This is a genomic window from Neptunomonas marina (genome assembly GCF_004005935.1).
Lineage (GTDB): Bacteria > Pseudomonadota > Gammaproteobacteria > Pseudomonadales > Balneatricaceae > Neptunomonas > Neptunomonas marina.
Genome location: NZ_SACQ01000002.1, coordinates 399,734 through 424,118 on the forward strand (window position 1 = coordinate 399,734; position 24,385 = coordinate 424,118).

Annotated in this window: 21 protein-coding genes; 8 read left to right on the forward strand and 13 right to left on the reverse strand. The window is 51.8% G+C overall.

Annotated elements, in window-relative coordinates; genetic code table 11:
• The gene (locus tag EOE65_RS06565; protein WP_127693492.1) at positions 1-2,139 is read right to left on the reverse strand and encodes an AsmA family protein; all 2,139 of its coding nucleotides are present in this window, start codon (positions 2,137-2,139) and stop codon (positions 1-3) included.
• Between the two features lie 194 nt (positions 2,140-2,333).
• Here EOE65_RS06565 and hisB point away from each other — a divergent pair, with 194 nt between their 5' ends.
• The 3 genes from hisB to hisF are packed head-to-tail and all read left to right on the forward strand — an operon-like array spanning position 2,334 to position 4,384.
• On the forward strand, positions 2,334-2,927 hold the full coding sequence (gene hisB, locus EOE65_RS06570; protein WP_127693493.1) for an imidazoleglycerol-phosphate dehydratase HisB: 594 nt from the start codon (positions 2,334-2,336) through the stop codon (positions 2,925-2,927).
• Entirely contained in the window at positions 2,928-3,572 is a 645-nt protein-coding gene (gene hisH, locus EOE65_RS06575; protein WP_127693494.1) for an imidazole glycerol phosphate synthase subunit HisH, read from the forward strand.
• 38 nt (positions 3,573-3,610) lie between these two features.
• Positions 3,611-4,384, forward strand: coding sequence for an imidazole glycerol phosphate synthase subunit HisF (hisF, locus tag EOE65_RS06580; protein WP_127693495.1), 774 nt, complete (start codon positions 3,611-3,613; stop codon positions 4,382-4,384).
• 67 nt (positions 4,385-4,451) lie between these two features.
• Here the strand turns inward: hisF and EOE65_RS06585 are convergent, their stop codons facing one another.
• The 6 genes from EOE65_RS06585 to EOE65_RS06610 all read right to left on the reverse strand — a co-directional run bounded on the left by EOE65_RS06585 (position 4,452) and on the right by EOE65_RS06610 (position 8,986).
• Positions 4,452-5,999 (reverse strand): Calx-beta domain-containing protein, encoded by a 1,548-nt coding sequence (locus EOE65_RS06585; protein WP_164847031.1) that lies wholly within the window; start codon positions 5,997-5,999, stop codon positions 4,452-4,454.
• A gap of 158 nt (positions 6,000-6,157) precedes the next feature.
• Positions 6,158-6,664, reverse strand: a complete 507-nt coding sequence (locus EOE65_RS06590; RefSeq protein ID WP_127693497.1) for a phage tail protein — start codon at positions 6,662-6,664, stop codon at positions 6,158-6,160.
• A 14-nt stretch (positions 6,665-6,678) separates the two neighbouring features.
• Entirely contained in the window at positions 6,679-7,203 is a 525-nt protein-coding gene (locus EOE65_RS06595) for a phage tail protein (protein ID WP_127693498.1), read from the reverse strand.
• Between the two features lie 26 nt (positions 7,204-7,229).
• A complete protein-coding gene (locus EOE65_RS06600; RefSeq protein WP_127693499.1) occupies positions 7,230-7,757 on the reverse strand; it encodes a phage tail protein in 528 nt (175 codons plus the stop codon).
• Entirely contained in the window at positions 7,757-8,476 is a 720-nt protein-coding gene (locus tag EOE65_RS06605; protein ID WP_127693500.1) for a hypothetical protein, read from the reverse strand. Before EOE65_RS06605 ends, EOE65_RS06600 begins: the two co-directional genes overlap by 1 nt.
• Before the next feature lie 18 nt (positions 8,477-8,494).
• Positions 8,495-8,986 carry a GNAT family N-acetyltransferase gene (locus EOE65_RS06610; protein WP_164847032.1) on the reverse strand — a complete coding sequence of 164 codons (492 nt, stop codon included), beginning with the start codon at positions 8,984-8,986 and terminating at the stop codon, positions 8,495-8,497.
• Positions 8,987-9,180: 194 nt separating this feature from the next.
• Between EOE65_RS06610 and EOE65_RS06615 the strand changes: the two genes are divergently transcribed.
• The 3 genes from EOE65_RS06615 to lhpI all read left to right on the forward strand — a co-directional run bounded on the left by EOE65_RS06615 (position 9,181) and on the right by lhpI (position 14,314).
• The gene (locus EOE65_RS06615; RefSeq protein ID WP_127693502.1) at positions 9,181-10,194 is read left to right on the forward strand and encodes an efflux RND transporter periplasmic adaptor subunit; all 1,014 of its coding nucleotides are present in this window, start codon (positions 9,181-9,183) and stop codon (positions 10,192-10,194) included.
• Positions 10,194-13,280, forward strand: a complete 3,087-nt coding sequence (locus tag EOE65_RS06620) for an efflux RND transporter permease subunit (protein ID WP_127693503.1) — start codon at positions 10,194-10,196, stop codon at positions 13,278-13,280. Before EOE65_RS06615 ends, EOE65_RS06620 begins: the two co-directional genes overlap by 1 nt.
• Positions 13,281-13,366: 86 nt before the next feature.
• A complete protein-coding gene (gene lhpI, locus EOE65_RS06625; RefSeq protein WP_127693504.1) occupies positions 13,367-14,314 on the forward strand; it encodes a bifunctional Delta(1)-pyrroline-2-carboxylate/Delta(1)-piperideine-2-carboxylate reductase in 948 nt (315 codons plus the stop codon).
• On the opposite strand, the gene EOE65_RS06630 is transcribed toward lhpI, so the two are convergent.
• From EOE65_RS06630 to EOE65_RS06640, 3 genes are all read right to left on the reverse strand, one after another.
• Entirely contained in the window at positions 14,303-15,949 is a 1,647-nt protein-coding gene (locus EOE65_RS06630) for an EAL domain-containing protein (RefSeq protein ID WP_164847033.1), read from the reverse strand. The two genes, lhpI and EOE65_RS06630, sit on opposite strands and share 12 nt — an antisense overlap.
• Positions 15,950-16,045: 96 nt before the next feature.
• Positions 16,046-16,645 carry an indolepyruvate oxidoreductase subunit beta gene (locus EOE65_RS06635; protein ID WP_127693506.1) on the reverse strand — a complete coding sequence of 200 codons (600 nt, stop codon included), beginning with the start codon at positions 16,643-16,645 and terminating at the stop codon, positions 16,046-16,048.
• A 1-nt stretch (position 16,646) separates the two neighbouring features.
• The gene (locus EOE65_RS06640) at positions 16,647-18,506 is read right to left on the reverse strand and encodes a thiamine pyrophosphate-dependent enzyme (RefSeq protein WP_127693507.1); all 1,860 of its coding nucleotides are present in this window, start codon (positions 18,504-18,506) and stop codon (positions 16,647-16,649) included.
• 162 nt (positions 18,507-18,668) lie between these two features.
• Between EOE65_RS06640 and EOE65_RS06645 the strand changes: the two genes are divergently transcribed.
• Together EOE65_RS06645 and EOE65_RS06650 are read left to right on the forward strand one after the other, a co-directional pair.
• Entirely contained in the window at positions 18,669-19,376 is a 708-nt protein-coding gene (locus EOE65_RS06645; RefSeq protein ID WP_127693508.1) for a GDSL-type esterase/lipase family protein, read from the forward strand.
• Positions 19,363-20,382, forward strand: a complete 1,020-nt coding sequence (locus tag EOE65_RS06650) for an acyltransferase family protein (RefSeq protein ID WP_127693509.1) — start codon at positions 19,363-19,365, stop codon at positions 20,380-20,382. The genes EOE65_RS06645 and EOE65_RS06650 overlap by 14 nt, the downstream gene beginning before the upstream one ends.
• Positions 20,383-20,399: 17 nt before the next feature.
• Here EOE65_RS06650 and EOE65_RS06655 read toward each other — a convergent pair whose 3' ends face one another.
• From EOE65_RS06655 to EOE65_RS06665, 3 genes are read right to left on the reverse strand one after another with little or no spacing between them, the layout of a single operon-like run.
• Positions 20,400-21,320: a hypothetical protein gene (locus EOE65_RS06655; RefSeq protein ID WP_127693510.1), complete on the reverse strand. Its 921-nt coding sequence runs from the start codon at positions 21,318-21,320 to the stop codon at positions 20,400-20,402.
• Positions 21,307-23,454 (reverse strand): EAL domain-containing protein, encoded by a 2,148-nt coding sequence (locus EOE65_RS06660; RefSeq protein WP_127693511.1) that lies wholly within the window; start codon positions 23,452-23,454, stop codon positions 21,307-21,309. Before EOE65_RS06660 ends, EOE65_RS06655 begins: the two co-directional genes overlap by 14 nt.
• A complete protein-coding gene (locus EOE65_RS06665) occupies positions 23,451-24,353 on the reverse strand; it encodes a phosphate/phosphite/phosphonate ABC transporter substrate-binding protein (protein WP_127693512.1) in 903 nt (300 codons plus the stop codon). Before EOE65_RS06665 ends, EOE65_RS06660 begins: the two co-directional genes overlap by 4 nt.
• Positions 24,354-24,385: the final 32 nt, after the last annotated feature.

The following is a 24,385-nucleotide window of genomic DNA, read 5'->3' on the forward strand; positions in this document are numbered from 1 at the left end:
CTACTTAAATAGGCCTTTTAACAGCCCTTTTACCTTCTCGTTGTCTTTAAGTTTCTCTTCCAGCTTCTCTTTAAGCTTATCTTCCGCTTTCTCTTTAACTGAGTTACGCACGATATCTTTGATCACTGAAAGATCGGGTTTACATAGCTGTGCAGGGGGCGTATCAAACGCGCCTTTACAATCTACTGGCCACTCAATCCCTTGAATTTTATTGTTCACCGAGCAACTCTTTTTAAAGAGATTCTCTTGAATTAGCAGCCCTAAGCGGTAATCAATAAGCGCGCTGGGCAGATTTACAGAGCCGCGTCCCGTTGCTTCGATCGCATCTAAGCTAACTTTGAGGTCTTTGTTACTCACCACACCATTGCGGATATTGAACTGGCCACCCATCTTCGCAAAGGGCGTTGATTGGTCCACCTGCTCAGCCGCTTGCAGTGAACCTAGCGCCGTCAGATTGTTCATTGTTTGGCACATCTGCTGCGCCATATCGATCCCTTTCACCACGCCGTTGCTCAGCGCGACATTGGCCGTACCATTGAGGGTGTTAACAAAGCTATGCACTGATTGGCCACTCATACGCACATCAGAGCGAGTTTCCAGCGTCCCGGTAATGGGCGCATCGCCCGTCAAGGTAGTTAGCATCTGCTCCAGATCGAGGCCTTTGACCGATTTAACACTATGAATCGTCAGCGGTTTCTTACGCGCATCCAGCGTAATCCGATTGCTCACTTGTCCACCAAACACAGCGGCATTGATACGTGGCGCTTTCACTAACCCGTTAGCAGCGTCGATCGCCACATCCACATTGCTCAGCTGTAACTTATCGTGCTGAACCTTGGCAAACTTCAGTTGCACATCCATGTTCAGTGCCTGCAGCGGCGCAAGGGGAATAACCTCGGCTTTCGAGTAACGTTCGCCACTCTTTTGCTGGCTGTTTGCTTGTGCGTCAGCAGGAGAGCCGTTGGCCGCTTGAGGCGGAAGATAGTCGGTCAGATTGATCGCATCACCCTTAAGATCCGCAAAGATACGCCCTGATTCCGTGGCAAAACCCGCGGTACCTTTGAGCGTGGTGTTATCCACAACAATTTTTAGATCTTTAGCATTGATGCGCGCAGCATCGCCTTCTAAGCGTGTGGATAAACTAATCTTTTGCAGTACATCCCCCGCCGTTTCAAACTCAGCTTGCCCTAAGCTTTTCAGCAGCGGATTCAGCGCAAAGGGTGCTACAGCGAGTTCTCCTGTCAGCGCCATCTTTTCAAGGTCGGTTACCGCCACTTGGCCGGTCACATTGAGATCACCCACCGAAAGCTTGAGAGGGTTAACACTCACAGTGCCTTTGGCCATATCGGCACTCAGATCAAACGCCGTTTCAGCGGTAAGGTTTTGGGCGCCTGACAACTCAGTTACGGCATTAAAACCGCGTAGTTGATAGCTCTGAGCTGCCAAATCAAAACGCAACTCACCTTGCGTCTCCAGTCCGATATTGAGCGGCTGCTCCGCGCCCTGTTGCGCCACCTGCATCGCTAACGTGACGGGGATAAACTGGTTATTTTGGATACGCCCTGTTGTTAGGTTGATCTGCTTAGCTTCAAAACGTTGGCCAGACTGGGCATCTTGGTAGACCACTACGCCATTTGAGACGGTCACACTCTCGATGTCGATCTCAGCCGGCAACGCGGCAGTTTGTGGCTCTGCTGATTCAGTTTTAGGTGTTTTTTCTGTTTCAGGTGTTTTAGCTTGCGCTGGAAGGTTTTTCCCCTGCCAGTTAACCTGCCCCGCTTTATCGCGATTCAGATACAGCTGCAAACCATCAATCGACACGGCACTCATCTGAACTTTGCCAGAGAGCAGCGGCTGCAGTTGCACGGCAACATTGGCGCTCGCTAACTGCGCTAAGGTATCACGTTCAGCGAAACCGGCTTTTATATCACTCACCGACAAACCCAAACGCGGGAAAACCGACCAACCGATATCGCCCAAAATTTCTAGTTCAACACCCGCTTGATCACGTGCTGCCTGTTGAATCTCTTGCTTGTAATCATTTGGGTCTACTAATAGGCCAAGTGCTACACCTGCAGCGACCACGAGCACAACCAAAACAGCAACAATACCAACCAACCCTTTGAGCAGTTTTCCCATACCAAACTCCTTTATTCGATCATCCTATGACGATGCTTCGTAGTGTATTAGGGTGCCCAAGGGATGTGAACCACAGGTTAAGGCGCGCACCAGCCCGTGCTTAAGTTCTACATCGCACAGCGCTGTTGTGCGGTGCATCCTTAAGCGGCTCGCTATATAATAGCTTTTTTACCTCAGTATCAGTGGAGAACAGCATGTCTGAGCGCATCGCAGAAGTGTATCGCGAAACTCTGGAAACGCAGATTAAGATTAAAATTAATCTCGACGGCACCGGCCAATTCAGTGCCGATACTGGCGTGCCATTTCTAGAGCATATGATGGACCAGATCGCTCGACATGGCCTAATCGACCTCGATATCGAAGCCAATGGCGACATCTATATTGATGACCACCATACCGTTGAAGATATCGGCATCACGCTTGGCCAAGCGTTCCACAAAGCCGTGGGCGATAAAAAAGGTATCCGTCGTTATGGCCACGCTTATGTGCCATTAGATGAAGCACTCTCGCGTGTTGTGATCGATTTCTCGGGCCGCCCAGGGCTGGACTTTAAGTGCGACTTCACGCGCGCCACGATTGGCCGCTTGGATACACAACTGTTTTGGGAGTTTTTCCAAGGCTTTGTGAACCACGCTGGCGTGACGCTACATATCGATAACATCAAAGGCTTCAACGCGCACCACCAGGCCGAGACGATTTTCAAAGCCTTTGGACGTGCACTGCGCATGGCACTCGAACATGACGAGCGCGCGGCTGGCATGATGCCATCCACAAAAGGAGTGCTGTAAATGAGCAGCATCGCTGTTATCGATTATGGCATGGGCAACTTACACTCCGTTGCTAAAGCCCTAGAACACGTTGAACCTAATGTCCGAGTACAAGTTACCAACGACCCTAAAGTCGTTGCCGAGGCCGACCGTGTTCTGCTACCAGGCGTTGGCGCGATTCGTGACTGCATGGCTGAAATCTACCGCCAAGATGTGGACAAAGAGGTCGCTGAAGCGATCCGCTCTGGCCGCCCCTTTTTAGGCATCTGTGTTGGCTTTCAAGCGTTGATGAGCCACTCGCAAGAGAACGGTGGGGTTGATTGCCTCAATGAGTTTGATGGCCAAGTGAAGTTCTTCGGCAACGACCTGCAAGAAGCAGGGGAGCGCTTGAAAGTGCCTCACATGGGTTGGAATGAAGTACAACAAAGCATCGATCACCCACTTTGGCACAACATCGATGAGGGTAGCCGCTTCTACTTTGTCCACAGCTACTACGTAAAGTTGGCGCAAGCAGCACACGTCGCTGGCCGCTGCCACTACGGCGTGGACTTTGACGTCGCGCTGGCACATAAAAATGTCTTTGGCGTGCAGTTCCACCCGGAGAAAAGCCATACAGTGGGCTTACAGCTGCTGAAAAACTTCCTCAATTGGGATGGACAGTTCTAGTCCTTAGTTGTCCTGCAACGCTATAACGGAGAATTTAGATGGCATTAGCAAAACGCATCATCCCATGCTTGGACGTGGAGAACGGCCGCGTTGTGAAAGGGGTGCAATTTGTTGATATCCGCGATGCTGGTGACCCTGTAGAGGTTGCCAAGCGCTATGACGAGCAAGGCGCAGACGAGATCACCTTCTTAGATATCACGGCCACGCACGAAGGGCGCGACACCATGGTACAGACGGTGGAACGCATGGCATCGCAAGTGTTTATTCCGCTTACCGTCGGTGGCGGTATCCGCACCTGTGACGATATCCGCACCATGCTGAATGCTGGCGCCGATAAAGTATCGATCAACAGCGCAGCGGTCTTCAATCCAGATTTCGTGCGCGAAGCCGCAGAACGCTTTGGCTCCCAGTGTATCGTCGTGGCGATTGATGCCAAGCGCGTCTCCGCAAAAGATGAGCCCGGGCGCTGGGAAATCTTTACTCACGGTGGCCGTAAGCCAACTGGGATTGACGCGATTGAATGGGCACGCAAGATGGTAGACCTTGGCGCGGGTGAAATTTTGCTGACATCCATGGATCAAGACGGTGTGAAAAACGGCTACGACATCGGCCTGACGCGTGCCATCTCTGAGGCAGTTAACGTTCCGGTCATCGCATCGGGCGGGGTGGGAAATTTAGACCATCTGGTTGAAGGCTGCATCGAAGGGAAAGCCGATGCCGTGTTAGCAGCATCCATTTTTCACTTCAATGAATACAGCATTCCTGAAGCCAAACGCTACATGCAAGAGCGCGGCATTGAAGTTCGCCTGTAAGATCGAAGTTCGCGTGTAAGTCGTTACCAAGCAATAAAAAAGGAGAGCTTAGCTCTCCTTTTTTGCACTACAACTTCCGCCTCACCATCATCGCTAAGGCAGCGCCTAGCATTAGCATCCATGGCCACGGCAGCAGAGGGATTGCTTTCACCTCACCTGCAATAATTGGGTCATTCGCTTGGTTAATAGGGGTAGTGTACAACGCCGACGGTACGCCGCTACTGCTATCTATGCGTACTGAAACAGGGTGATCTTGAGCAGCTCCAACCCCCGAAGAAGAGAGCGGTACTGTAAACTCGGCGGAATAGGTGGTGCTATCAACGCGCACAAGGTTACTCAAAGACAAACCGCTTATCTGTCCGCTAACGTTAGTGTAGGTATCCCCAGCATCATTAACGACATTGATCGTTACCGTGACAACATCACCTGGATACATTGTTACATCAGGGATACTCACCGCTGTTATCTGCGGAAAATCGTCGTTTTCAATCGTGCCTAGTGCTGTGCTTGTGCCGAGGCTAGCGTTCACTGGCGTGCTAAGTGTCAGAGTGAAGCTTTCATCAGGCTCAATAACACTATCCATTGCAGCGCCAAAATCGATTGTTTTGCTGGTTTCACCGGCAGCGAAAGAAACCGTACCCGAGGGAAGTACCCCACCCGAAAAGTCTGCCGTAACAACAGGTGAAGCACCGCTACCTGTCACCGCGTAAGCAACCGAGGAGCTAACCGAGGTATCGCCGCTACGCGTAACGCTGAAGCTGAACAGACCAGGCTGGTCTTCAGCGCGGCTTAACGTATTCGTCGCCAGCGCCACTGTTGGGAAAGGGTCATCATTCTGAATCGTACCCTGCGCAACCCCCGCCACCACATTAGCACCGGTCACATTGGTCAGTGTAACGTTGTAGGTTTCATTAGGCTCTGGAGCGGCATCACCACTGACAGATATCGTAATCGTTTTACTGACCTCACTTGGCAAGAACAGCACTGTCCCTGAAGGAAGCGTGCCACCAAAATCGCTAGCTGTCGCGGGAGTTGCCCCGCTGCCAGTGACACTAAATGCAACCACACTACCCTCGGTGGTCGTACCGGAGCGAGTCACAGTAAAGTTCATAGCAGTACTGCCACTGTCCCCCTCGGCAAGACCCAGAGTCGACGGTGTGATACTGACATCCGCAGCGACGGGTGCGGCAACGACCATGTCATCTATTTCAACATCAAAATCTGGATTAGAGGTCGAGGTCTCTATACGGATAGAATCTAGTGCTCCCCAGCCCGCACCCGTAAAGTTAACGACCTGACTCGTATTAGTAGTTACAACACTCTGAACGGCAACAACCTGACCATTTAATAAGCCACGAAACGTAATACCCGCCTCTCCAAAAAGCCCTTTCGCTATAGCAAGGCTAGTAAGGCTGAATCCATCAGTATCCGTGTGAGGCGTCGCCAATATACCATCAGTGTCGTTAAGGTTTCCGGTTGCAATCAGGTATAGATCTGGGTCAGTTCCAAGGTCGCTAACGCCATTATCGTTAATGCTAAATGTACCCTTATCTGACACGCTCGCATCATCAATGAGCTGAAACGCCCAATCTCCCTCGATTAGAGTGTTATCCACCACTGAAGGCTTTGCCGGATTATCAAAACTTACACTGTTAGGTACAGCCCACACAGGCATCGAAAGAGGCGAAAAAACTACCACTGCCGCAAGAGCTCTCAACTCGCGTAGTTTTTTAAACATTGTCCGCATCAAGTTTTCCTTTTGCTAACGCAACTTTAATTCCTACTAGGGAACAAACCTTGTAGCGCTATGATGTAGTTTACGGCCAAGTAGGGTTGCATATTTTCATGTGCATCCCCGAGACCTACACTGGCTAATGCATCTATCGCTTGGTCGCTACTGTCACTAAATGCGGCAATCGGCCTGCCAGCTAATGCACCGACAGCTGGATAAGCCGCAGTAGGTGACGCGCGATCTGCTAACTGTCCCGTCGCCGGCAACGCATGACTATGTTGAGGCATCTCTGCTAACGATAACGCATGTGCCTCCTCACCAGCGGTTTGCCCTATCCTCAAAGTGTCTCCTGGATGAACAACACACCGGCCGCGCAAATCGGGCAGCGCAAACGTAGTATGCCCATCACCGCCGTAAGTTGTACCTAATAGCGCATAGAGTGACTGGTTCTGGTTGATTGGCAATATCTGTCCATCACAAAAAGCCCAGCCACGCGGCGCAAAATTAAAGCCGCATACACGAATTTCACCTAGAAAAGGTTCTGACATGACTGACTCCTCAATCAGCTACGTGATGGGTATAAACCCACTAACGCAATGATGTAGTTCACGACGATATAGGGCTGCATATTGTTGTGCGGTTGTCCACCACCTTGTGCGGCTAAGTCAGCCATACGTGTATCGCTGGTGGCGGCAAAACGCTCGGCATCAAGCCCGGCAAGCTCTGTCTGAGCCAACGCCCCGTTTTGCACCAGTGACGTATCCCCAGCCCCGTTAGCGACAGGTAGCTCACCGTGCTCATGCGAGGGCAAATGCTCTTGCGAGAGTGTCACCTCAGATACACCGACAGCCTCGCCCAAATATCTTGAGGTAAGCCCCGGTCCTCGCCCTGGATGGATAGGCACTCGTTCTCGAAGATCAGGCAATGCGAAGGTTGTGCGCCCATCACCACCGTAAGTTGTTCCTAAGATAGAGAACAACGCAGTGTTGTTATTGATCGCTAACAATTGGCCGTCACAAAACGCCCAGCCACGTGGCGCAAAGTTTCCGGAGAATATTCGAATCTCACCGATAAAAGGTTCTGACATATCAATCTCTAACTGCTGAGTCGTAGCTATGAACGTGAAGGGTAGATACCTACTAAAGCGATAATGTAATGCACCGCTAAAGAGGGTTGCATATTCGTATGACTCCGGGAGCCACCTTGCAATGAAGAAGACAGCACTGATATGCCGCTATTATCTGTACTGCTATAGCCGTCTAAATCTCGACCTGCCACCGATGTATCGGAGAAGTAATGTCCTGTCGGGTCGCTCTGATTACCTTGGCTGCTTGATACGAGCAGAGAGTGGCTATGAGGCGGAAGCTGATTTGCCGTTATGTATACGTTCTCGCGACCGCCAGAACCACCCAGCGTTCTATTGGTGAGACCCGAACCCTGCCCTGCATGAATCGGCGCTCGCCCACGCAGATCTGGCAACCCAAAGGTCGTTCTACCATCGCCACCATAGATCGTTCCGAGCAAAGAAAACAGAGCATCGTTTTGTGAAACCGCCAGCAGCTGTCCATCACAAAATGCCCAACCACGGGGTGCAAAGTTACCTGCGAACATCCGAATTTCGCCAACATACGGCTCAGACATTATGAGATCTCCTGGACATTTGATGTATCACTCACCGGCCTTATCTGAAGCTGGATAAACGACAACGGAGCGGTATCTGACAATGGATAGATCACTGGCAATGCCTGTGACTCTATGGCCCGAGCACCAAACTGCTGCCACTGAATATCAGTTAGCCCGTCTCTGCATGGGAGAAAATAGTGGCCTTCACGCAGTAGCAGCTCATGCTCCGAAGCTTTATTGACCGAAAAGTGAACCTGCTTTGTCCAGTGAAATTCCGCACCATTTGCTTGGCTGCGTCTACCCACTAATTGCAGTGTCAGCTCACCACCTGTGAGAGGGTGCAACAAGGTCACTTCAGCGCCCTGCGAAACAATCTGATCTCGCGTATAACTCCAGACCGTTTGCCGCGTAGGCTCGCCCTTATCGCGCGGATAAACCAGATACAATGCTAACGATACAAAAGACTCGGGAAAATCTTCGCTCACCTGTCCTGAAACCGTAAGCTGCACACCATTGGTGCTCGGCAAGGGTTCTGACCAGGCCATATTTTGATAGGCTTGCACCCAGTCCCCCGCCTCAAAATCAGCAGCAAGGAACCCCAAATCCGAGTCTGAGTCGGTCTGGGCTTGAGCGACAACCACAGGGCTCACCAAACCTGCCGCAATCCCTGCCGGTATAGCTTTTAGTAATCTACGCCGCCCATCGTCGGGCCTGTCCTTAGCAGAACGTGGCAACATAACAACAACTCCCGCCGTTTAAACGGCATTTACTACGGTATGACTTCTCACCCATTCTTCGTGTAAGCCACGAGAAAGCTCAGCTCGGAAACCAAGCTTTTTATAGAGGCGCTTCGCGTGGATATTGTCTTGTGAGACACTCAAGCGGGTCGCAACCCCCGCCTCGTTCGCCTCATCTAACACATTGTTCAGTAACCACCGCCCAAATCCCCGCCCCTGTTGCGCAGGCAATATCATGATATCTACTACCCGAAAACAGCCGTGTTCACGATGAAGCACAAGCCGCCCGACCGGTTGAAAGCCTACCTGCGCTACAAAATAAGTCGCACTTGGAAAGTGCTGCTCAAAGCTGCGTGTTTGGGCCGCAAACTGTTGCTGTAATAAGGGAGCCAGCAGCGCATAATCACTGAGCCCTAAACGCTCGGAGTGGATTTGAGAAAACAGGTCGAAAACAAATTGCTTATCATCTACTGTCTCCTTACGCATGGATAACTCAGAATCAACTCTCATACATAGCCGCACTCTTGTTACCATAAGCAGACATTTCGATAGCCATACAGACCCTATTCGATCCTAGCTAACGAACCTATCACTAGTTCTGGTAATAATGCGCGACAAGGGTCATTGCACACGCTAATCACTGACTGGTAATAGACCTCAACTTTAGTATCATCCTCTTTCACATCAGAGAAAGGACTACCGTGATGAGCCGCTTTGCCACTGCCGCGCTATTGGGATTATTGATGAGTCAGTCGTTACACGCGGCAAGCCTTGTCGAGATAAAAGCATGGCACGCCGTTGCTGAACCAGTGAGCGATAGTGCTCCAGCGGAGGTGGTAAATGACTATCTCATCACCGTCAGTGCCGAGCGCAACGGGCGCTTAACAGCAGCCCTACCGCAAGTGGGCGAGATCGTTGCAAAAGCGGACGAACTCACCCAAATAGAGTGTACGCCGGCAACACTGCGCCTAACGGAATATCAGCAGCGTTTACGGAGCCTGCAAAGTGAGCGCCGCTTGGCTCAGCAACAGCTCAACAGAACTAAACAGCTAAAACGCAGTGGCAGCACCTCACAAGAGCAATTGAATGAACGTGAGGCGCGCTTCCAATCGTTGAGTGCACAAGTCAGCGAGCAACAAGCGCGTATTGCCCAAGCCGAATTTGATCTCAGCCGCTGTGCAGTAACGGCGCCCTTTAACGGGGTTATCACCCGCGTGATGAACCAACTAGGCGGTTATGTGGTTGCGGGAACGCCACTGTTGGAAGTACTCGACCCCACCAAAGCCGAGTTAAGCGCAGCACTGAGCCGCGAGCAACTTGCCACCTTGCAAGATGCAGAGGCGGTTTTCTTCCAACTTGGTGATACCCAATATCCCGTCAAGATTCGCCAAGCCGTGCCGCTTATCCAGCGCAGCGCCCGCACCCAAGAGATACGCTTAACCTTTACCCAGCAACCGGCCACCAGCGGAGCAACAGGCGAATTAGTTTGGCAGCTAGCAACTCGCGCCTTACCCGCGCATTTGCTGGTTAGCCGCAGCAAGCAGCTCGGTGTTATGATCGCAAACAACGACCGAGCTGAGTTTCTGCCTTTGCCAGATGCCCGTGAAGGCCAGCGCACGATCATCGATCTACCCACAGACACATACGTTATTGTCGCGGGGCAACATGGTTTAGAGGATGGCGCTGCCATCACTGTGAAGCAGCCGGAGTCACGCTGATGTGGTCACGCCTACTGACCAACCATGTGTTGGCGAACTTGACCTTTGTATTGGTGCTTGCCATTGGCATCATCGCGTATCAAATGCTGCCGCGCCAGCAAGACCCGACGATTAACTTTAACTGGATCAGTATCGTTACGGCGCTACCGGGTGCTAGCGCCAGCGATGTCGAACGCCGCGTAACTGATCCACTAGAGCAGGCGGTTCAGGGGATTTCCGACATTCGCTTCGTCTCATCCAACAGCCGCGAAGGCATCTCAAGCCTGCTTATCCGCTTTAACGATATTGACGAGCGCACCTTCGACAAACACTTGAGTGCAATCCGCCGCGAGATACAAAACGCCGAAGATGAACTCCCCGAACAAGCCAGCGATCCATTTATCTTAGAGATCACCTCAGCCAACGCCTTCCCAAGCGTCATGGTGGCCGTAACAGGCCCGGCTCGGGATGAGAATTTGCGCCGCCAAGCGGTGAATATCGAAAACGATCTTGAGCGCATCAAAGGGGTCGATCGCGTCGATGCCATCGCATTAGATGACCCAGAAATTCACATCAACTTGGATCTGCCGCAGCTAGAACGCCTCGGCATCAATCCAGCACAGGTGTCGGATGCCGTAGCGCAATGGTTTAAGGATATCTCTGCCGGTAGCGTCAATGTTGGCGACCAAAGCTGGCTCGTGCGTCTGGTTGGCCGCAGTGAACAGCCCGATACCATCAAAGCTTTGCCACTCACCACCCAAGTAGGTGAGATTCGACTTGAGCGTATTGCCGATGTCGTGCGCGCCAGAGAGCAAGCGGCGCAACTCGCCACAGTGAATGGCCAACCCGCCGTGCTGATGGCAGTGATGAAGAAAGACAGCGCAAATACGCTTTCCCTTGTGGAGCGGGTTGAAACCTACGTAACAGGCCGCAATGCGCTCACTGCAGAGACGGGTGTGCAGCTCTCCTTGGTGGACGATCAAACCGTGCCGACCCGAGAAGCGATCAATCTTATGCAGAACAATGCCGCCATCGGGCTACTGTTGGTGTTGCTGGTCGCGTGGCTGTTCTTAGGTTTTCGCATCGCCCTACTCACAGCCATCGGGATCCCCTTTATTTTGGCAGGCACGTTCTGGGTACTCTGGATGATGGGTGAAACCCTCAATGTTGTGGTGCTATTGGGCGTCGTCATTGTGCTAGGGATGCTGGTAGATGATGCTGTCGTGGTTGTTGAGGCGATCTACTATCGCTTGCAACATGGCGAAGCACCGCTAGCCGCAGCAGTGAACGCCCTACATGAAGTTGCTCAGCCCGTTTTGAGCGCGGTCTTAACAACGATGGCGGCCTTTCTACCGCTGATGTTATTACCGGGTATTCTTGGCGACTTTATGCGCGTCATTCCCATGGTTGTCACACTGGCGTTGGCGATCTCGCTGCTCGAAGCCTTCTGGATGCTGCCGGCCCACGTTGTCGTCGCCAAGGTCAATGTCACCCAACCCAAACGCTCCCAACAGCTGCGTGAGCGGATGACAGCAAAAATTCAACGTACCTACCTACGTCTGCTGCTGCGCAGCTTGCGCCGCCCTGTGCTCACGCTCATGGGAATAGGGGTGTTAGTCATAAGCACCGGAGGGTTGATCGCCTCGGGGCAGATCAAGATGGACTTCTTTGCCTCAGACCCGCTGCGTCTATTTTATGTCAACGTGGAGATGCCACCCGACTATCCGCTGGAAAAAACCCAAGCCAAAGTGATCGAAGTGGAGGCGATTGTTAAGCGCCACCTAGCACCCGATGAAGCTCGTGCAGTGGCCACTTATGCCGGCCAGATGTTCACCGAGACAGAGCCCTTCTTCGGCAACCAATACGGTCAAATTTTAGTCGGCTTAAACCCGAAAACGCCCGAAAACCGTGATGTGGATGCCGTGATGGATAGTATGCGGGATGCGGTACAGCAGGTGGCTGGGCCTCTGCGCATCTCATTTTTGCGTATGGCAGGCGGGCCACCCGTTTCTAAGCCGATTAGCGTCAAGGTGCGCGGCGACAACTATGCTGAGATTCGACGCGCCGCAAACGACCTCCAAGCCATCCTCGCCACACAGCCCGATATACGGGATATCGGCGATGATGCCGGTGCCGGTCGTATGACGTTAACGGTCAAACCCGATTACAGCGCTATCACCACCGCAGGTTTACAGCCCAGTGATGTAATGCGCACTGTGCAGCTGTTGGTGGATGGCGAAGTGGTTGCGGATATGCAATCGCAGGGCAAAAAGCTCGAGATTCGTGTGCGCGCTAACGCTCGGGATTATGCCAATATCGATGATCTATTGAAGTTCCGTATTCCTGATAACCAAGGTGCTTTGATCCCACTATCAGCGCTAGTCGATGCCAACTACGCGAAGAGTTTAGGAAATATTCGCCACTATAACTTCCGCCGCGCTATCACCGTGGAGGCGGATCTCGTCGAGGGCGGTATGGATACCGTACAAGCAAACGCGTGGCTAGTGGCACAGTGGGAAGAAAAGCTGCAAGCCAGTTACCCTAACATTAACCTCGATTTCTCTGGCGAGCTGGATGATATCCAAGAAAGCATGGACTCGATTGCCGTGCTGTTTCTATTTGGATTGGGCTTGATGTATCTGATTTTGGGCACGCAATTTTCCAGCTACTGGCAGCCCTTTATGATCATTGCAACGGTGCCGATGGCCTTTACCGGCGTCGTACTGGGTTTGTGGCTCACAGGTAATCCTTTGAGCCTTTACACACTTTACGGAGTTGTGGCGCTTGCGGGTATCGCCGTCAATGCTGCTATCGTGCTGATCTCTGCCGCCAATCAGCGTTTAGCGGCTGGTATGAGTGTCTTACATGCAACGCTTTATGCTGCTCGGCGCCGTGTTATCCCTATTTTGATCACCTCGTTAACCACGATTGCTGGCCTTTTCTCCCTCGCGACGGGGTTGGGCGGTAAGTCGTTGATCTGGGGGCCGGTTGCCACCTCTATCGTTTGTGGATTGGCGTTTTCTACACTGCTGACGCTCTTTGTTGTTCCGCTGCTCTATCGACTGTTTATGAGCCGAAAACATAAGAAAAGCGTACCAATGGTATAGCCGTGCGGAGCAAATGCGCTCTCGCGCTGTCTGCTGAAGGGAGCTTGCGCTTTTAAGTACTTATTGTGTCGTAGAGGAGAGTATCGATGCGCGTGATTGACGCACCACACATCAACGCAACACTGACGTTTGACACCCTGATTCCAGCCTTGCGTCATGCCTTTGAGAGTGAATTCGGGATGCCCCAGCGCAGCCTCTTCCATCTACCAAACGGCACCGATCAAGCAGACTCCTTTGCCCTGTTACCTGCTTGGAATGACGCCGTCATCGGCGTCAAAGCGTTCACCCACTTTCCAAATAACGCAGCGTTTGGACACGACATTTTAGCCTCTAAAGTGCTGCTGTTTTCACGCGATACTGGCGCGCCATTAGCGGTGGTCGATGGTACCGAGCTGACTTTGTGGCGCACAGCAGCCACCTCCGCGCTAGCTGCGGACTACCTTGCCCGCGCTCACTGCCGCAGCCTGTTGCTGTTTGGCACGGGGCGCCTCGCCCCCTTTATGGCGCGCGCGCACGCGGCGGTGCGCCCTAGTATCGAAGTTATCTATGTCGCGGGCCGTAGTGAAGATAAAACCGCCAAAACCGTTGCTGATATAAAGGCGCACCTGCCCCATTGCGATGTCATCAGCATCGAGAATCCAGCACAGATAGTGCCGGAAGTTGATCTTATCAGCTGCGCCACAGGCTCGCCGACACCCCTGTTTAGCTATGCGGATATCCGCGCAGGTGTACATATCGATCTGGTGGGCAACCATCATCGTGATCGCCGCGAGTGCGACTCAGCCACGGTTGCTACGGCACAGGTTTTTGTTGATAGCCGCCTGAACGTACTAAATGAAGCCGGAGAGCTGTTAATTCCGCTGCAGGAGGGAGAGATTACCGAAGCCCATGTACTGGGCGAGCTAGCCGATCTGTGCCGCGGTAAAATCGAGGGCCGCACCGAGCACAACGATATCACGCTGTTTAAATCGGTCGGTAGCGCACTCTCCGATCTTGCTGCAGCGCATCTGGTGTACCAAGCATCAACCGCTTGATGTGTCAGCGCGAAGATGGGTATTGAGCAGCGCCTCCGCGGTCATGGGGTAACCGTGATGCCAGCCTTGCTGAAGATCAACACCCATGGTGCGGAGCTGTTGATCCTGCTCTGCCGTCTCCACTCCTTCGGCGACGGTGGTCAGGTTAAGCTGACGCGCTAAGGTGAGAATCGTTTTGAGAACATCAGCATTGACGGCATCCGTTCCCATCGCGGCGATAAAGCTCTTATCCGCTTTTAAGATATCCACAGGAAGCTCACGCAAGTAGCTTAAGCCGCAATAACCGGTGCCGAAGTCGTCGATGGCAATCCGCACGCCAGCCGCTTTCAACTGCTGTAGGGACTGACGAATCAGATCCGATGAGAGCGCCAACATATGACCTTCGGTAATCTCCAGCACCAGCCCCGGTATCTTCTGCTTATATGCAATGAAGCGCTCGATGGAGCGGCGATCGATCAAGTGCTGCGCGCTGATATTAACGTGCACCCAAAGCTCAGGCAGCTCGGCTAACACGGGTGCCAACTCCTCTGCACATTGCTCTAGCTGCAAGGCCGTCATCTGTTTAACAAGCCCGGTACTTTCGGCCTCCGGTATAAAGGTGACCGGACTTTTTAGGCCCTCACTTGGATGGAGCCACCTCACCAACACCTCCACACCGACTAACTGACCGGTCTCAGAGCATCGTAAAGGCTGATAAAGATTAAAGAACTCACGCTGTTGAATGGCATGTTTTAGCTGATGAGCGGGATTTAGAATATAACGCTGTAGTAGTATCGAAAGCGCTAGGAAAAACAGAAAGACACCACTACCCGCCAAGAACCACATCGGCTGTACTGTCACCAAATTGGTGTACAACACATTCGATTCATCGCTCACAACCACACTGAGATGCGGTAATGTCAGCAACGGCGCAAAGTGGATAACCTGCTCTCGGCCGTTATCAAATATACCCTCGAATGTTTGGATCCCATCGACGGGAAACAGCTTCTCTTTGGAGTTGAGCGGTAAGGTGTAATCGCCATTTAGCACGATGGGCACACCGGTATCACTATCAATTAGCGCGATAAACCCAAGATTACTGGTGCGGTTACGAATCTGCTCGCGTAACCAACTGACCCGCAACAGCGCGTTGATCTCGCCTTTATCGCGGATGGTGCGAGCTAATACAAACGCGGGCTGGCGCATAAACTCAACCACCAGCGGGCCGAGAAAGCGCAGGCCATACTGCTGCGGCGCTTTCGATACCTTGAGCGGCTGATCCAACTGCTCCCAACTGGTGCAATCAAGCTCCCCTGTCGGGTTAACAAAGCCTAGCTCGACCACTTGCGATAACGAAAAGAGGGTCGAGCGCATTTGAAACAAGACCTCATCATCACAGCGGCCAGCAAAGCGCTCCAAACCAATCAGTTGCTGATTAATCTCACTAAAGTTTTGGTCGATCCATTGGGCGGTGACTTCAGCGCGTGATTGCAAGCTGTGCAAACGCTCAGCTTTGCTCTCTTTGATTTGATCAAAAAGAAAAGCTGCGCCGATGATAAAAGTCATCGTCAGACTGAAGATAGCTGGTACCACATACTCTTTGAGCCGGCCCAGCTCGCGAAGCCCGCTAGGGCGTGGCAAAGGCTGATTGGTCAAGCGAACTCCTTCTCGATTGGACATCCAGCCAATAACTGGCAGTTGCGCAATGTGTCAATAAGCCAACACTATAACGGGACTAAACGGAATTCAATGCTAAGCCGCCACTTCTGCCTCGCTATGCCCTGCCTGATATGCTTGGTCATTGAGCGCAAGTAAACGCTCACCTTTCGATTGGAAGCGCCCCAACAACGCCTGCTTTAAGCTAGCTTCATTCAAACGCAAATGGGGTGCAATCGCGCCGAGCATGATGGAGTTCACCAAACGACGGTCACCCAACTCGATCGCCATTTGTCCAGCATCAAAGCTGATCACATTCACAGGCGAGTCACGCAACTGCTGTTCCGGCGCCTCGGGATAGTCGAATAGTCCAATCGATACGACCGGTGGGCTTTGCGGATAGCTGTTTACCATGACCGTCGCCCCCGGACGCATATGGCTCACCCAACGCAGCGCTTCTGCTGGCTCAAAGGCCAACATAATGTCGGCTTCTCCGGGAGTGATGGCAGGTGACAGCACCTGTTTGCCAATCCGCACATGGGATGTCACCACACCGCCACGTTGCGCCATGCCAGCAACCTCAGTTTTTTTGACATCTAAACCCTCTGCGATGGCCGCATGAGCAATGATATCTGCGGCGGTCATGACCCCCTGCCCGCCTATCCCAACTACAAGAATATTGAAAACACCAGACATCTCACACCTCCACTGCGTTGATTCGATTAACATTTTCAAGTGGAACGATGGCATCTGGCGCACAGGTTTCTAAGCACAGGTTACATCCCGTACAGGCGGCACTGTCGATCTTCACGAACGCAAGCGTCTTTTCGCGCCCGTTCGGTTTGATCACCTGTTCACGGTGGGTAACATGAATGGCGGGGCACCCCACATCGAGGCAGTTCCCGCAGCCGGTACAATCATCCGCGTTGACCGCAAGCGGCGGCTGTTTCGCGTAACGCTCAGTGAGCACACAGGGCTGATTGGTGATGATGACCGATGGCGCTTCAACTTTCACCTCCTCACGTAACGCCTTAAATAAGGTCGGCAGCTCATAAGGGTTAACTTCACGGATACGCTCCGAACGAACACCTAACGCTTCGCACAACTTGCGGAAGTCGACTCGAATCGTTTCATCGCCCTGCAAGTTCAAACCAGAGGAGGGTGCGTTTTGCCCTCCGGTCATACCAACAGCTCGGTTATCGAGCAGCAATACGGTCACGTTGCCACGGTTATAGGTGATATCGAGCAAGCCTTGCATCCCCATGTGCAAGAAGGTGGAATCGCCTATAACCGCCAGGACACGCTTCTTCTCGTCGGCTGCAGTACGCCCCTTATCCAACCCTTGAGCAACACTGAGTGAAGCCCCCATACTGATACAGGTATCCAGTGCGTTCCATGGGTGTCCTGCGCCAAGCGTGTAACAACCGATATCCCCCGAGATAATCGTGTTCTTCACATGAGATAGGCAGTAATAGATACCCAAGTGCGGGCACGCCACACACATCGTAGGCGGGCGCGGAAAAACTGACGACTGCAGATTCGGACTGCTATAGGTTTCGCCGAGCAGCGGCTTCACCGCAGGTAACAACACGCTTGGCGTGAGCTCGCCGATGCGCGGCAAATGCTCTTTACCGATAACCTCACCCCCCGCTGCCCGTAGCTCTGTTTCAAGCAGCGGCTCCACCTCTTCAACCACCACTAACTGCGCTACGCTGTTAGCAAACTCCGCGATTTTGTCGAGCGGCGCAGGATGACTTAAGCCCAGCTTTAACACTGGAGCCTCTGGAAACGCCTCTTTCACATGGCAATATGCCGCACCAGAGGTAACAAAACCGACGCGCTTATCAGATCCTTGCTGCACTGCGTTGAGGGTGGTTCGTTCCGCCAGAGCACGCAGCTTTGCGTCACGCTCTAACATTAACGGCAAGCGCTGCTTAGCATTGCCCGGCACCATCACGTACCGCGATACATCTTTCTCAAAAGCCCCCTGTTGCGCGGCAAGCTCAGCGGGATAACAGCGCACCAACCCTTTGACATGGCAAATTCGCGTCGTTAAGCGGACGATAAACGGAACTTGGTACTCCTCAGAAAGCGCAAAGCCTTCCCGGACCATCTGATACGCCTCTTGAGCATCACTCGGCTCAAGTACCGGCAGGTGGGCAAAGCGTCCCCAATAGCGTGAATCCTGCTCGTTTTGAGATGAAGATAGGCCCACATCATCTGCCACCACTATCACGAGACCACCAACCGCACCGATCAGTGTTTGCGTCATCAACGCATCAGAAGCGACATTCATGCCCACATGCTTCATCGCACAGAGGGCTCTACTACCAGCTAACGAGGCACCAATCGCGACCTCCAGCGAGACTTTCTCGTTAATAGACCACTCACTGTACACATCCGTATAATGGGATATGTACTCAAGAATTTCGGTCGAAGGTGTGCCCGGATATGCCGCAGCAACTCGGCAGCCAGCATCCCGTGCTGCTAGCGCAACCGCTTCATTACCTGAGACAAAACAGGCCTGATTAATAAGATTTTGTTCTTGAGCTGACATCGTTCTGATCCCCTTTCGACCTAGGTGCCGCGCTTTGCAAATAAGCAGCAGTGGTTCGAGTCTACGATTTAGGGGTATCTACTTATGCAGATATAGATCAATAAAATTCGGGAACTAGGCGAAGGTCGAACATCGGGATTATTTAGCCAGCAGGCCAAGAGAATGCAGAAGAAGACACCAATTCACTGGGGCTTATGGCTCTATTGCATCCTGCTAACACTGGCGATGGGCGCGGTGTTAGCTAAAAGTAATTTTATTGAGCTTATTCAGAAGAATATGGGGCTTTATAAGCCTCCCGCTGTAACGAATTTCCAGCATGAAATGGCGGGCCATTTAAGGCGCCGCGATGATAATACACCCGCCGGGGCCATTCTCTTCATTGGTGATAGCATTACCCAGGGAATGTCTGTTGCTGACCTCCCTCAACCGGCTGAAAATTTCGGTATAGGAGGCGATACCTCCGAATTCTTGGCGCAGCGCACAAAGCGAATGCACTCACTCGATGCTGCATCACACGTGTTTCTGCTAGTTGGCATCAATGACCTGATGCGACAAGTAACGGGTACCGCTCGTCATATTGAGGAAGTGATTAAACGCATCCCTCCAAGTGTCTCGATTCACCTGATTTCGGTATTACCAACGGCCGAGGGAACTGACATAAATAACCAGGCCATCAAGCAGTTAAATAAAGACTCATTTTCAGTTTGCGCTCGTTACCAACACTGCAAGCCGCTCGATATTGCCTCACTTTTTCACACGCGAGGTAAAACCGACATTTCCCTTTATGAACCAGACGGCATTCATTTGAATGCACAAGGCTATGCAATACTTAAGCAGGCAGTAATGGAGAGGTTAAATGCTGACCAATAGCCAACGATTTGAAGAACTTGATAGCTTTCGGGGGCTCGCAGCACTCGCTGTAGTGCTATATCACTTTACGCTGCGGTATGAGCATGTTTATCACCATAACGAGATACCTTTTTTCTCGCTTCCTTATGGCGACTATGGTGTGCAGTTTTTCTTCATGATTTCGGGGTTTGTCATCTTTATGACCCTCGAAAAATGCACTTCATCACGAGATTTTCTCGTGTCGCGTTTTTGTCGGCTCTTTCCAGCATACTGGGTCGCTGTGTTAATCACCTTCTCTGTAGGCTACTTTGCACCGCTGCCTAATCAGGAGCTAACCATGACACAGCTACTGGTAAACTTGTCGATGCTGCAAGCCTTTTTCTACATTCCATCCGTCGACGGAGTCTATTGGAGCTTAGCATTTGAGTTGAGCTTTTATTTTGTAATGCTCATGATCTTTCTATCAAGGCAGTTACACGCGATGGAGTATCTGATCATAGTGTGGCTCAGCGCAATGTTAGCCAACTTTTTGCTGCCCTACACAGGCTTCGAGATTCCATGGCGCTTGCAACTGCTGGGCGTTCTAAAATACACCAACGCGTTTATGGCGGGGATTGTGTTTTATCAGATCTATCATCATGGATTTAGCGTGCTGCGCGTAGCAACGCTAATCGCGTGCTTGGTGCTAGAGCTCATCTGTGTAAGCATCACCAGTTTTATCTTTTTTACGGCGTTTTTCGCGCTGTTTTTACTCGCGATTCGCGGGCAGCTAACGCTTCTCAAGCATCCAGCGCTTCTGTACATGGGTGCCATTTCGTACACGCTGTATCTCACCCACCAGATGCTGGGCTTTAAGGTGATTCACTTGCTCGAAGCACAAGGCATGGCGCCCGACTTAGCCATTTTGATCGCGGTTATCTGCTCAATTCTGCTGGCCAGTGTCTTGACTCGATATGTTGAGCGCCCAGGCGGGCGCTTTTTCAAAAAACTTTTACAGAGTCCTATAAAACCTGTAGCGGCGCGATAGATTCGATCACGCCCTAATTAAAACTCGTAACTTAACTCTACATTGAAGCGCTGCTTGCCCTCTTCTGGGCCGCGCAGCGTCTCTTCAAAGCGCGCCTCAAACTCGAACCCTGGCATCGGTGCTTCATACTCTAAAACGATCCGTGCCACGCCGCTTTCGTCATCTTGCCATGTCCAACGTGATTCATTTTCACGCCGCTCGGCATCACGCTCACGCTGCCAGTACCCTCCGATATTAAGCTCCCAACCCGGCGCTGGCATCACCCAACTCAGCGACATACCCGCTTCGTATTGGAGTTCTCGCTCGGCCTCTTCAACTTTGTCGCGGGCACTGTTGTACCATAACCCTAAACGCTCCTCTTTAAACTGCACGTAAGGCAGTACGAAGATGCTTGGCCACGGAGTTGAATACTCAGCGTACAGACGAGCTTGCCACTCATAGCCTGATACGCTTCCCCGACGATCGTTGGCGTCTTTACCAAGACGGTGTGCGCTGTATTCACGCTGCAGATAATGATCGTAGTAGAATGATGCGATCCATACATCAGCACCCAACTGTTGATACACCTTGGCCTCACCGGTTAATCCCAAGTAGGTCGTGCGATCAATCTCAGTGCGGCTTTTGTCTTTTTTGACCTTGCCACTTTTTTTAAGCTGCAGCTCTCGGTCGCGCTGTGTTTTGTAGCGATGTCCCACCCGCACACCCCACTTCAAATCATCCTGATAGAGCCAGTAGTGGACTAGCTGGGTTTCAAACTCCTTACTGTGCTTCTCTTTGATTTTACGCTTATCGAAGCTGCCATCAGCCTCGTATGTGGTCTGATCTAGACGAGCACCATCACGATAAGTGGCATCTGTTTTTAGCTCCCACTCTCCGGCAACCGCAAGGTGCGAACACACCATGAGCGCTGCAGCAGTGGCTGTATTAGCTCGTTTCATTCGCTCTCTCTACTTCGGCGACTAAACGCGCTTTAAACTCTTCCAAAGGAATGGGGCGGCTAAACAGATAGCCCTGCCCACAGTGGCTTCCGAGCCGCTTCAAGGTTTCATGCTGTTCGGCTGTTTCGATCCCCTCCGCGACGATCTCTAGGTGCAGTGCCGACGCTAAATTGATAATGGTTTCAACGATCCGTAACGAAGCGGGATCATCCATACCTTCCACAAAACTACGGTCGATCTTGAGGCCATTGATGGGCAATTGATGCAGATAATTTAACGACGAATACCCCGTCCCAAAATCATCCACCCAGATATCAGCGCCCGCATCGTTCCACGCCTGTAACGTACGCGTACAGGTGCCTAAGTTTTCCATCAAACTCGTTTCGGTTAGCTCGACATGTAAGCAGTTGAGTGGAATCTCATAGCGCTGCATCAACTCGGTCACTTCGTGACGAACCATCTCGTCTTCGGTTGCTTTACCCGAGACATTAACCGACAGTTTAAAATCGGGCTTGAGCGGCAACAGCGCGTGTTTCAGGTCGTAGCAGGCTTGCCGCAAAACCCACAGCGTCAAGGGCACAATGAGTTCGCTTTTCTCCAAGAGCGGTATAAAGCTGGCGGGATTCATAAGACCTTTTTTGGGATGGTTCCAGCGAATCAGCGCTTCAGCCCCTTCGGTGCCTCCCGTCTTTAAATTCACGATGGGCTGATAAACCAAGAAAAGCTGACCGGTTGTGAGCGCTTCGAGAATATCGGTGCGGATCATCAAGTCATGGGCCACATCCACATCCATACGCTCGTCATAAAAACGATAACCATGACGGCCAGAGCTTTTCACGTCATACATCGCTATGTCCGCTTGCTTAAGCAGATCAATGGCGTTGTTTGCGTTGTCAGGATATAGGGTGATACCTACGCTGGCCGATAGGGAAAAGCGGTGCTCATCCATGGTAAACGGCGCTTTAAAAGTTGCCAAAATACGCTCAGCTACCGTGCGTAAGTAGGCTTTATCACTATAGTTTTGTACCAACAGTACAAACTCATCGCCCCCTAAACGGGCAAGGTAGAACTCAGGCTTATTGAGATAATGCCCTTCAAGATCCCGCAAACAGTGCATCAAGCGTTGTGCAGCATCTTTGAGAAGCTGATCGCCAAGCACGTGTCCAACGGTGTCGTTCACCTCTTTAAAGCGATCTAAGTCGATAAACACCACCGCAGCCGAGCGGCGGCGCTCGCGTGATGCGCTAATCATATCTTCGATGGCACGATTAAAGTGGCGCCGATTCGGCAGCAGGGTCAGCGGGTCTTGGTAAGCGAGCGCCTCAATCTTAGATTGTGACAACGCAATGGCTGTACGCATCTCTTCCAACGCTTCAGCAAGTTGACCTATCTCATCGTCACGCTTTAACAAAAACACCATGTTTTTATCGCCATCAGCGTAACGGCGGCAGTACTCTGCTAATGCGCGCAACGGTGACAACAACCGCCGAGAGAAGATAAAAACGGCGATACCCGCCACTAATAACCCAACCGAGATCAACACCAGCAGCCACGTTGTGATCTGCTTTTGTAACGTCAGGCTTTTACTCGCCAACCCCGCGGTAAACTGGCGAATATCCTCCTCCGCTCCGGTATAACTGATCGCAACACTCAGCATCCCGATACGTTCACCACCTGCGGTGATATAGCGCCCAACATGCACAAAACGGCCGCGCTTTTGGGTGTATTCGCTAAAATCACGCGGTACGGTGTCGGGTAGCCAAGGCTTTACCGATTGGCCAAAGCGCACTGCCTCCGCGGTATCGTCATGGATAACGCGATAGTCACTGTCGTATATAAACGCATAGAGCACATCACCCTCTTCATTCAAAAAGCTGAGCTGACGGTACATCTCGCTGAAGTCCAAGTTGTATACCGCCACATCAATATTATTGGCGATCGTTTCCGTAACAATCTCGGCATCATTGATGAGTTGCTTTTCCATCACCGCCGTCAGCTGTTGCTGGGCAAAGCTGGTTGATTCTTGAGAGTAGCGTTCAAGGTAATAGAAATTAACAAGCATAACGGCGCTACCGATCAGCGCTGCAAGTAGCGCAAAGATCACACCGTAGCGAGTCGCGAGTGAAACTTTCAATTCACGCCCCACGCCTTTTGGTGCTGATAGATCTCTTCCAACTGCCGGTAAAGGTGGTTGGAGATTTTGCTGAAGCCCGTTGTCCCTTCATAACGCGCCATCACATCGCTATCAGCGACCGGTGACATCTCTAGCAATACCGATCGTAAACCTTCGGCAACCTGCGCATCTAAATGAGGGCTAACAAGCTCCAGTGCTCTGGGGTAAAACTCTGAGCGGTGGATCACTTTGAACATCTGGCGCTGCTGCGCAGAGACGCGCGCTTCATCCTTCCAATCCGCTTCGCTGATGACCCCTGCATCAACAAGCCCTTTCTCAACCCAAAGCACATTATTTTTCTCATTGCGGCTGAAAAGAAAATTGACCACATCCGGTTTTCGGTGCGCCCGGATGTTCTCCAGATAGTGAGTAACAAGACCTTGGCTATCAAAAAGATGACGTGGCAGATAATAACTACTGAATGATGCCGGATGCTCAAAGGCAACCGAGCGGCCCACAAGATCACTCAGGTTATTCAGTGCACTATCACGGCGGGTGAAAAGGAAACTGCGGTATTCGTGATCCCCGCCTTTCCACTTTTGCACCAGCGGCTTAGCGTTGGCTTCCGCGACTAAAACAGCGGCGGAGTAGAGGGTCTCTGTGACCCAATCTACCTCACCTCGCTGCATGGCAAGAGTTAACTCCTCAACATTAGGATATAGCTGAACTTGCCCTTCTGTAATGCCGTATTGGCTTAATCGTTTTGCGACTTCCGCTGCCATCGGGCGCAGCTGTTTGAAGTCCTTTTTAGGGCGATCACTGACCTGTGCCAGCACGATAGGCCGCGCATATGCTTGGGAAAAGCCGAGCCACCCAACAATCATCAATAACAATGTGGCTTTAAAAAAACCTGTTCGCATCTTTAACTTCCTAAATAAAGAGAAACCGGCAG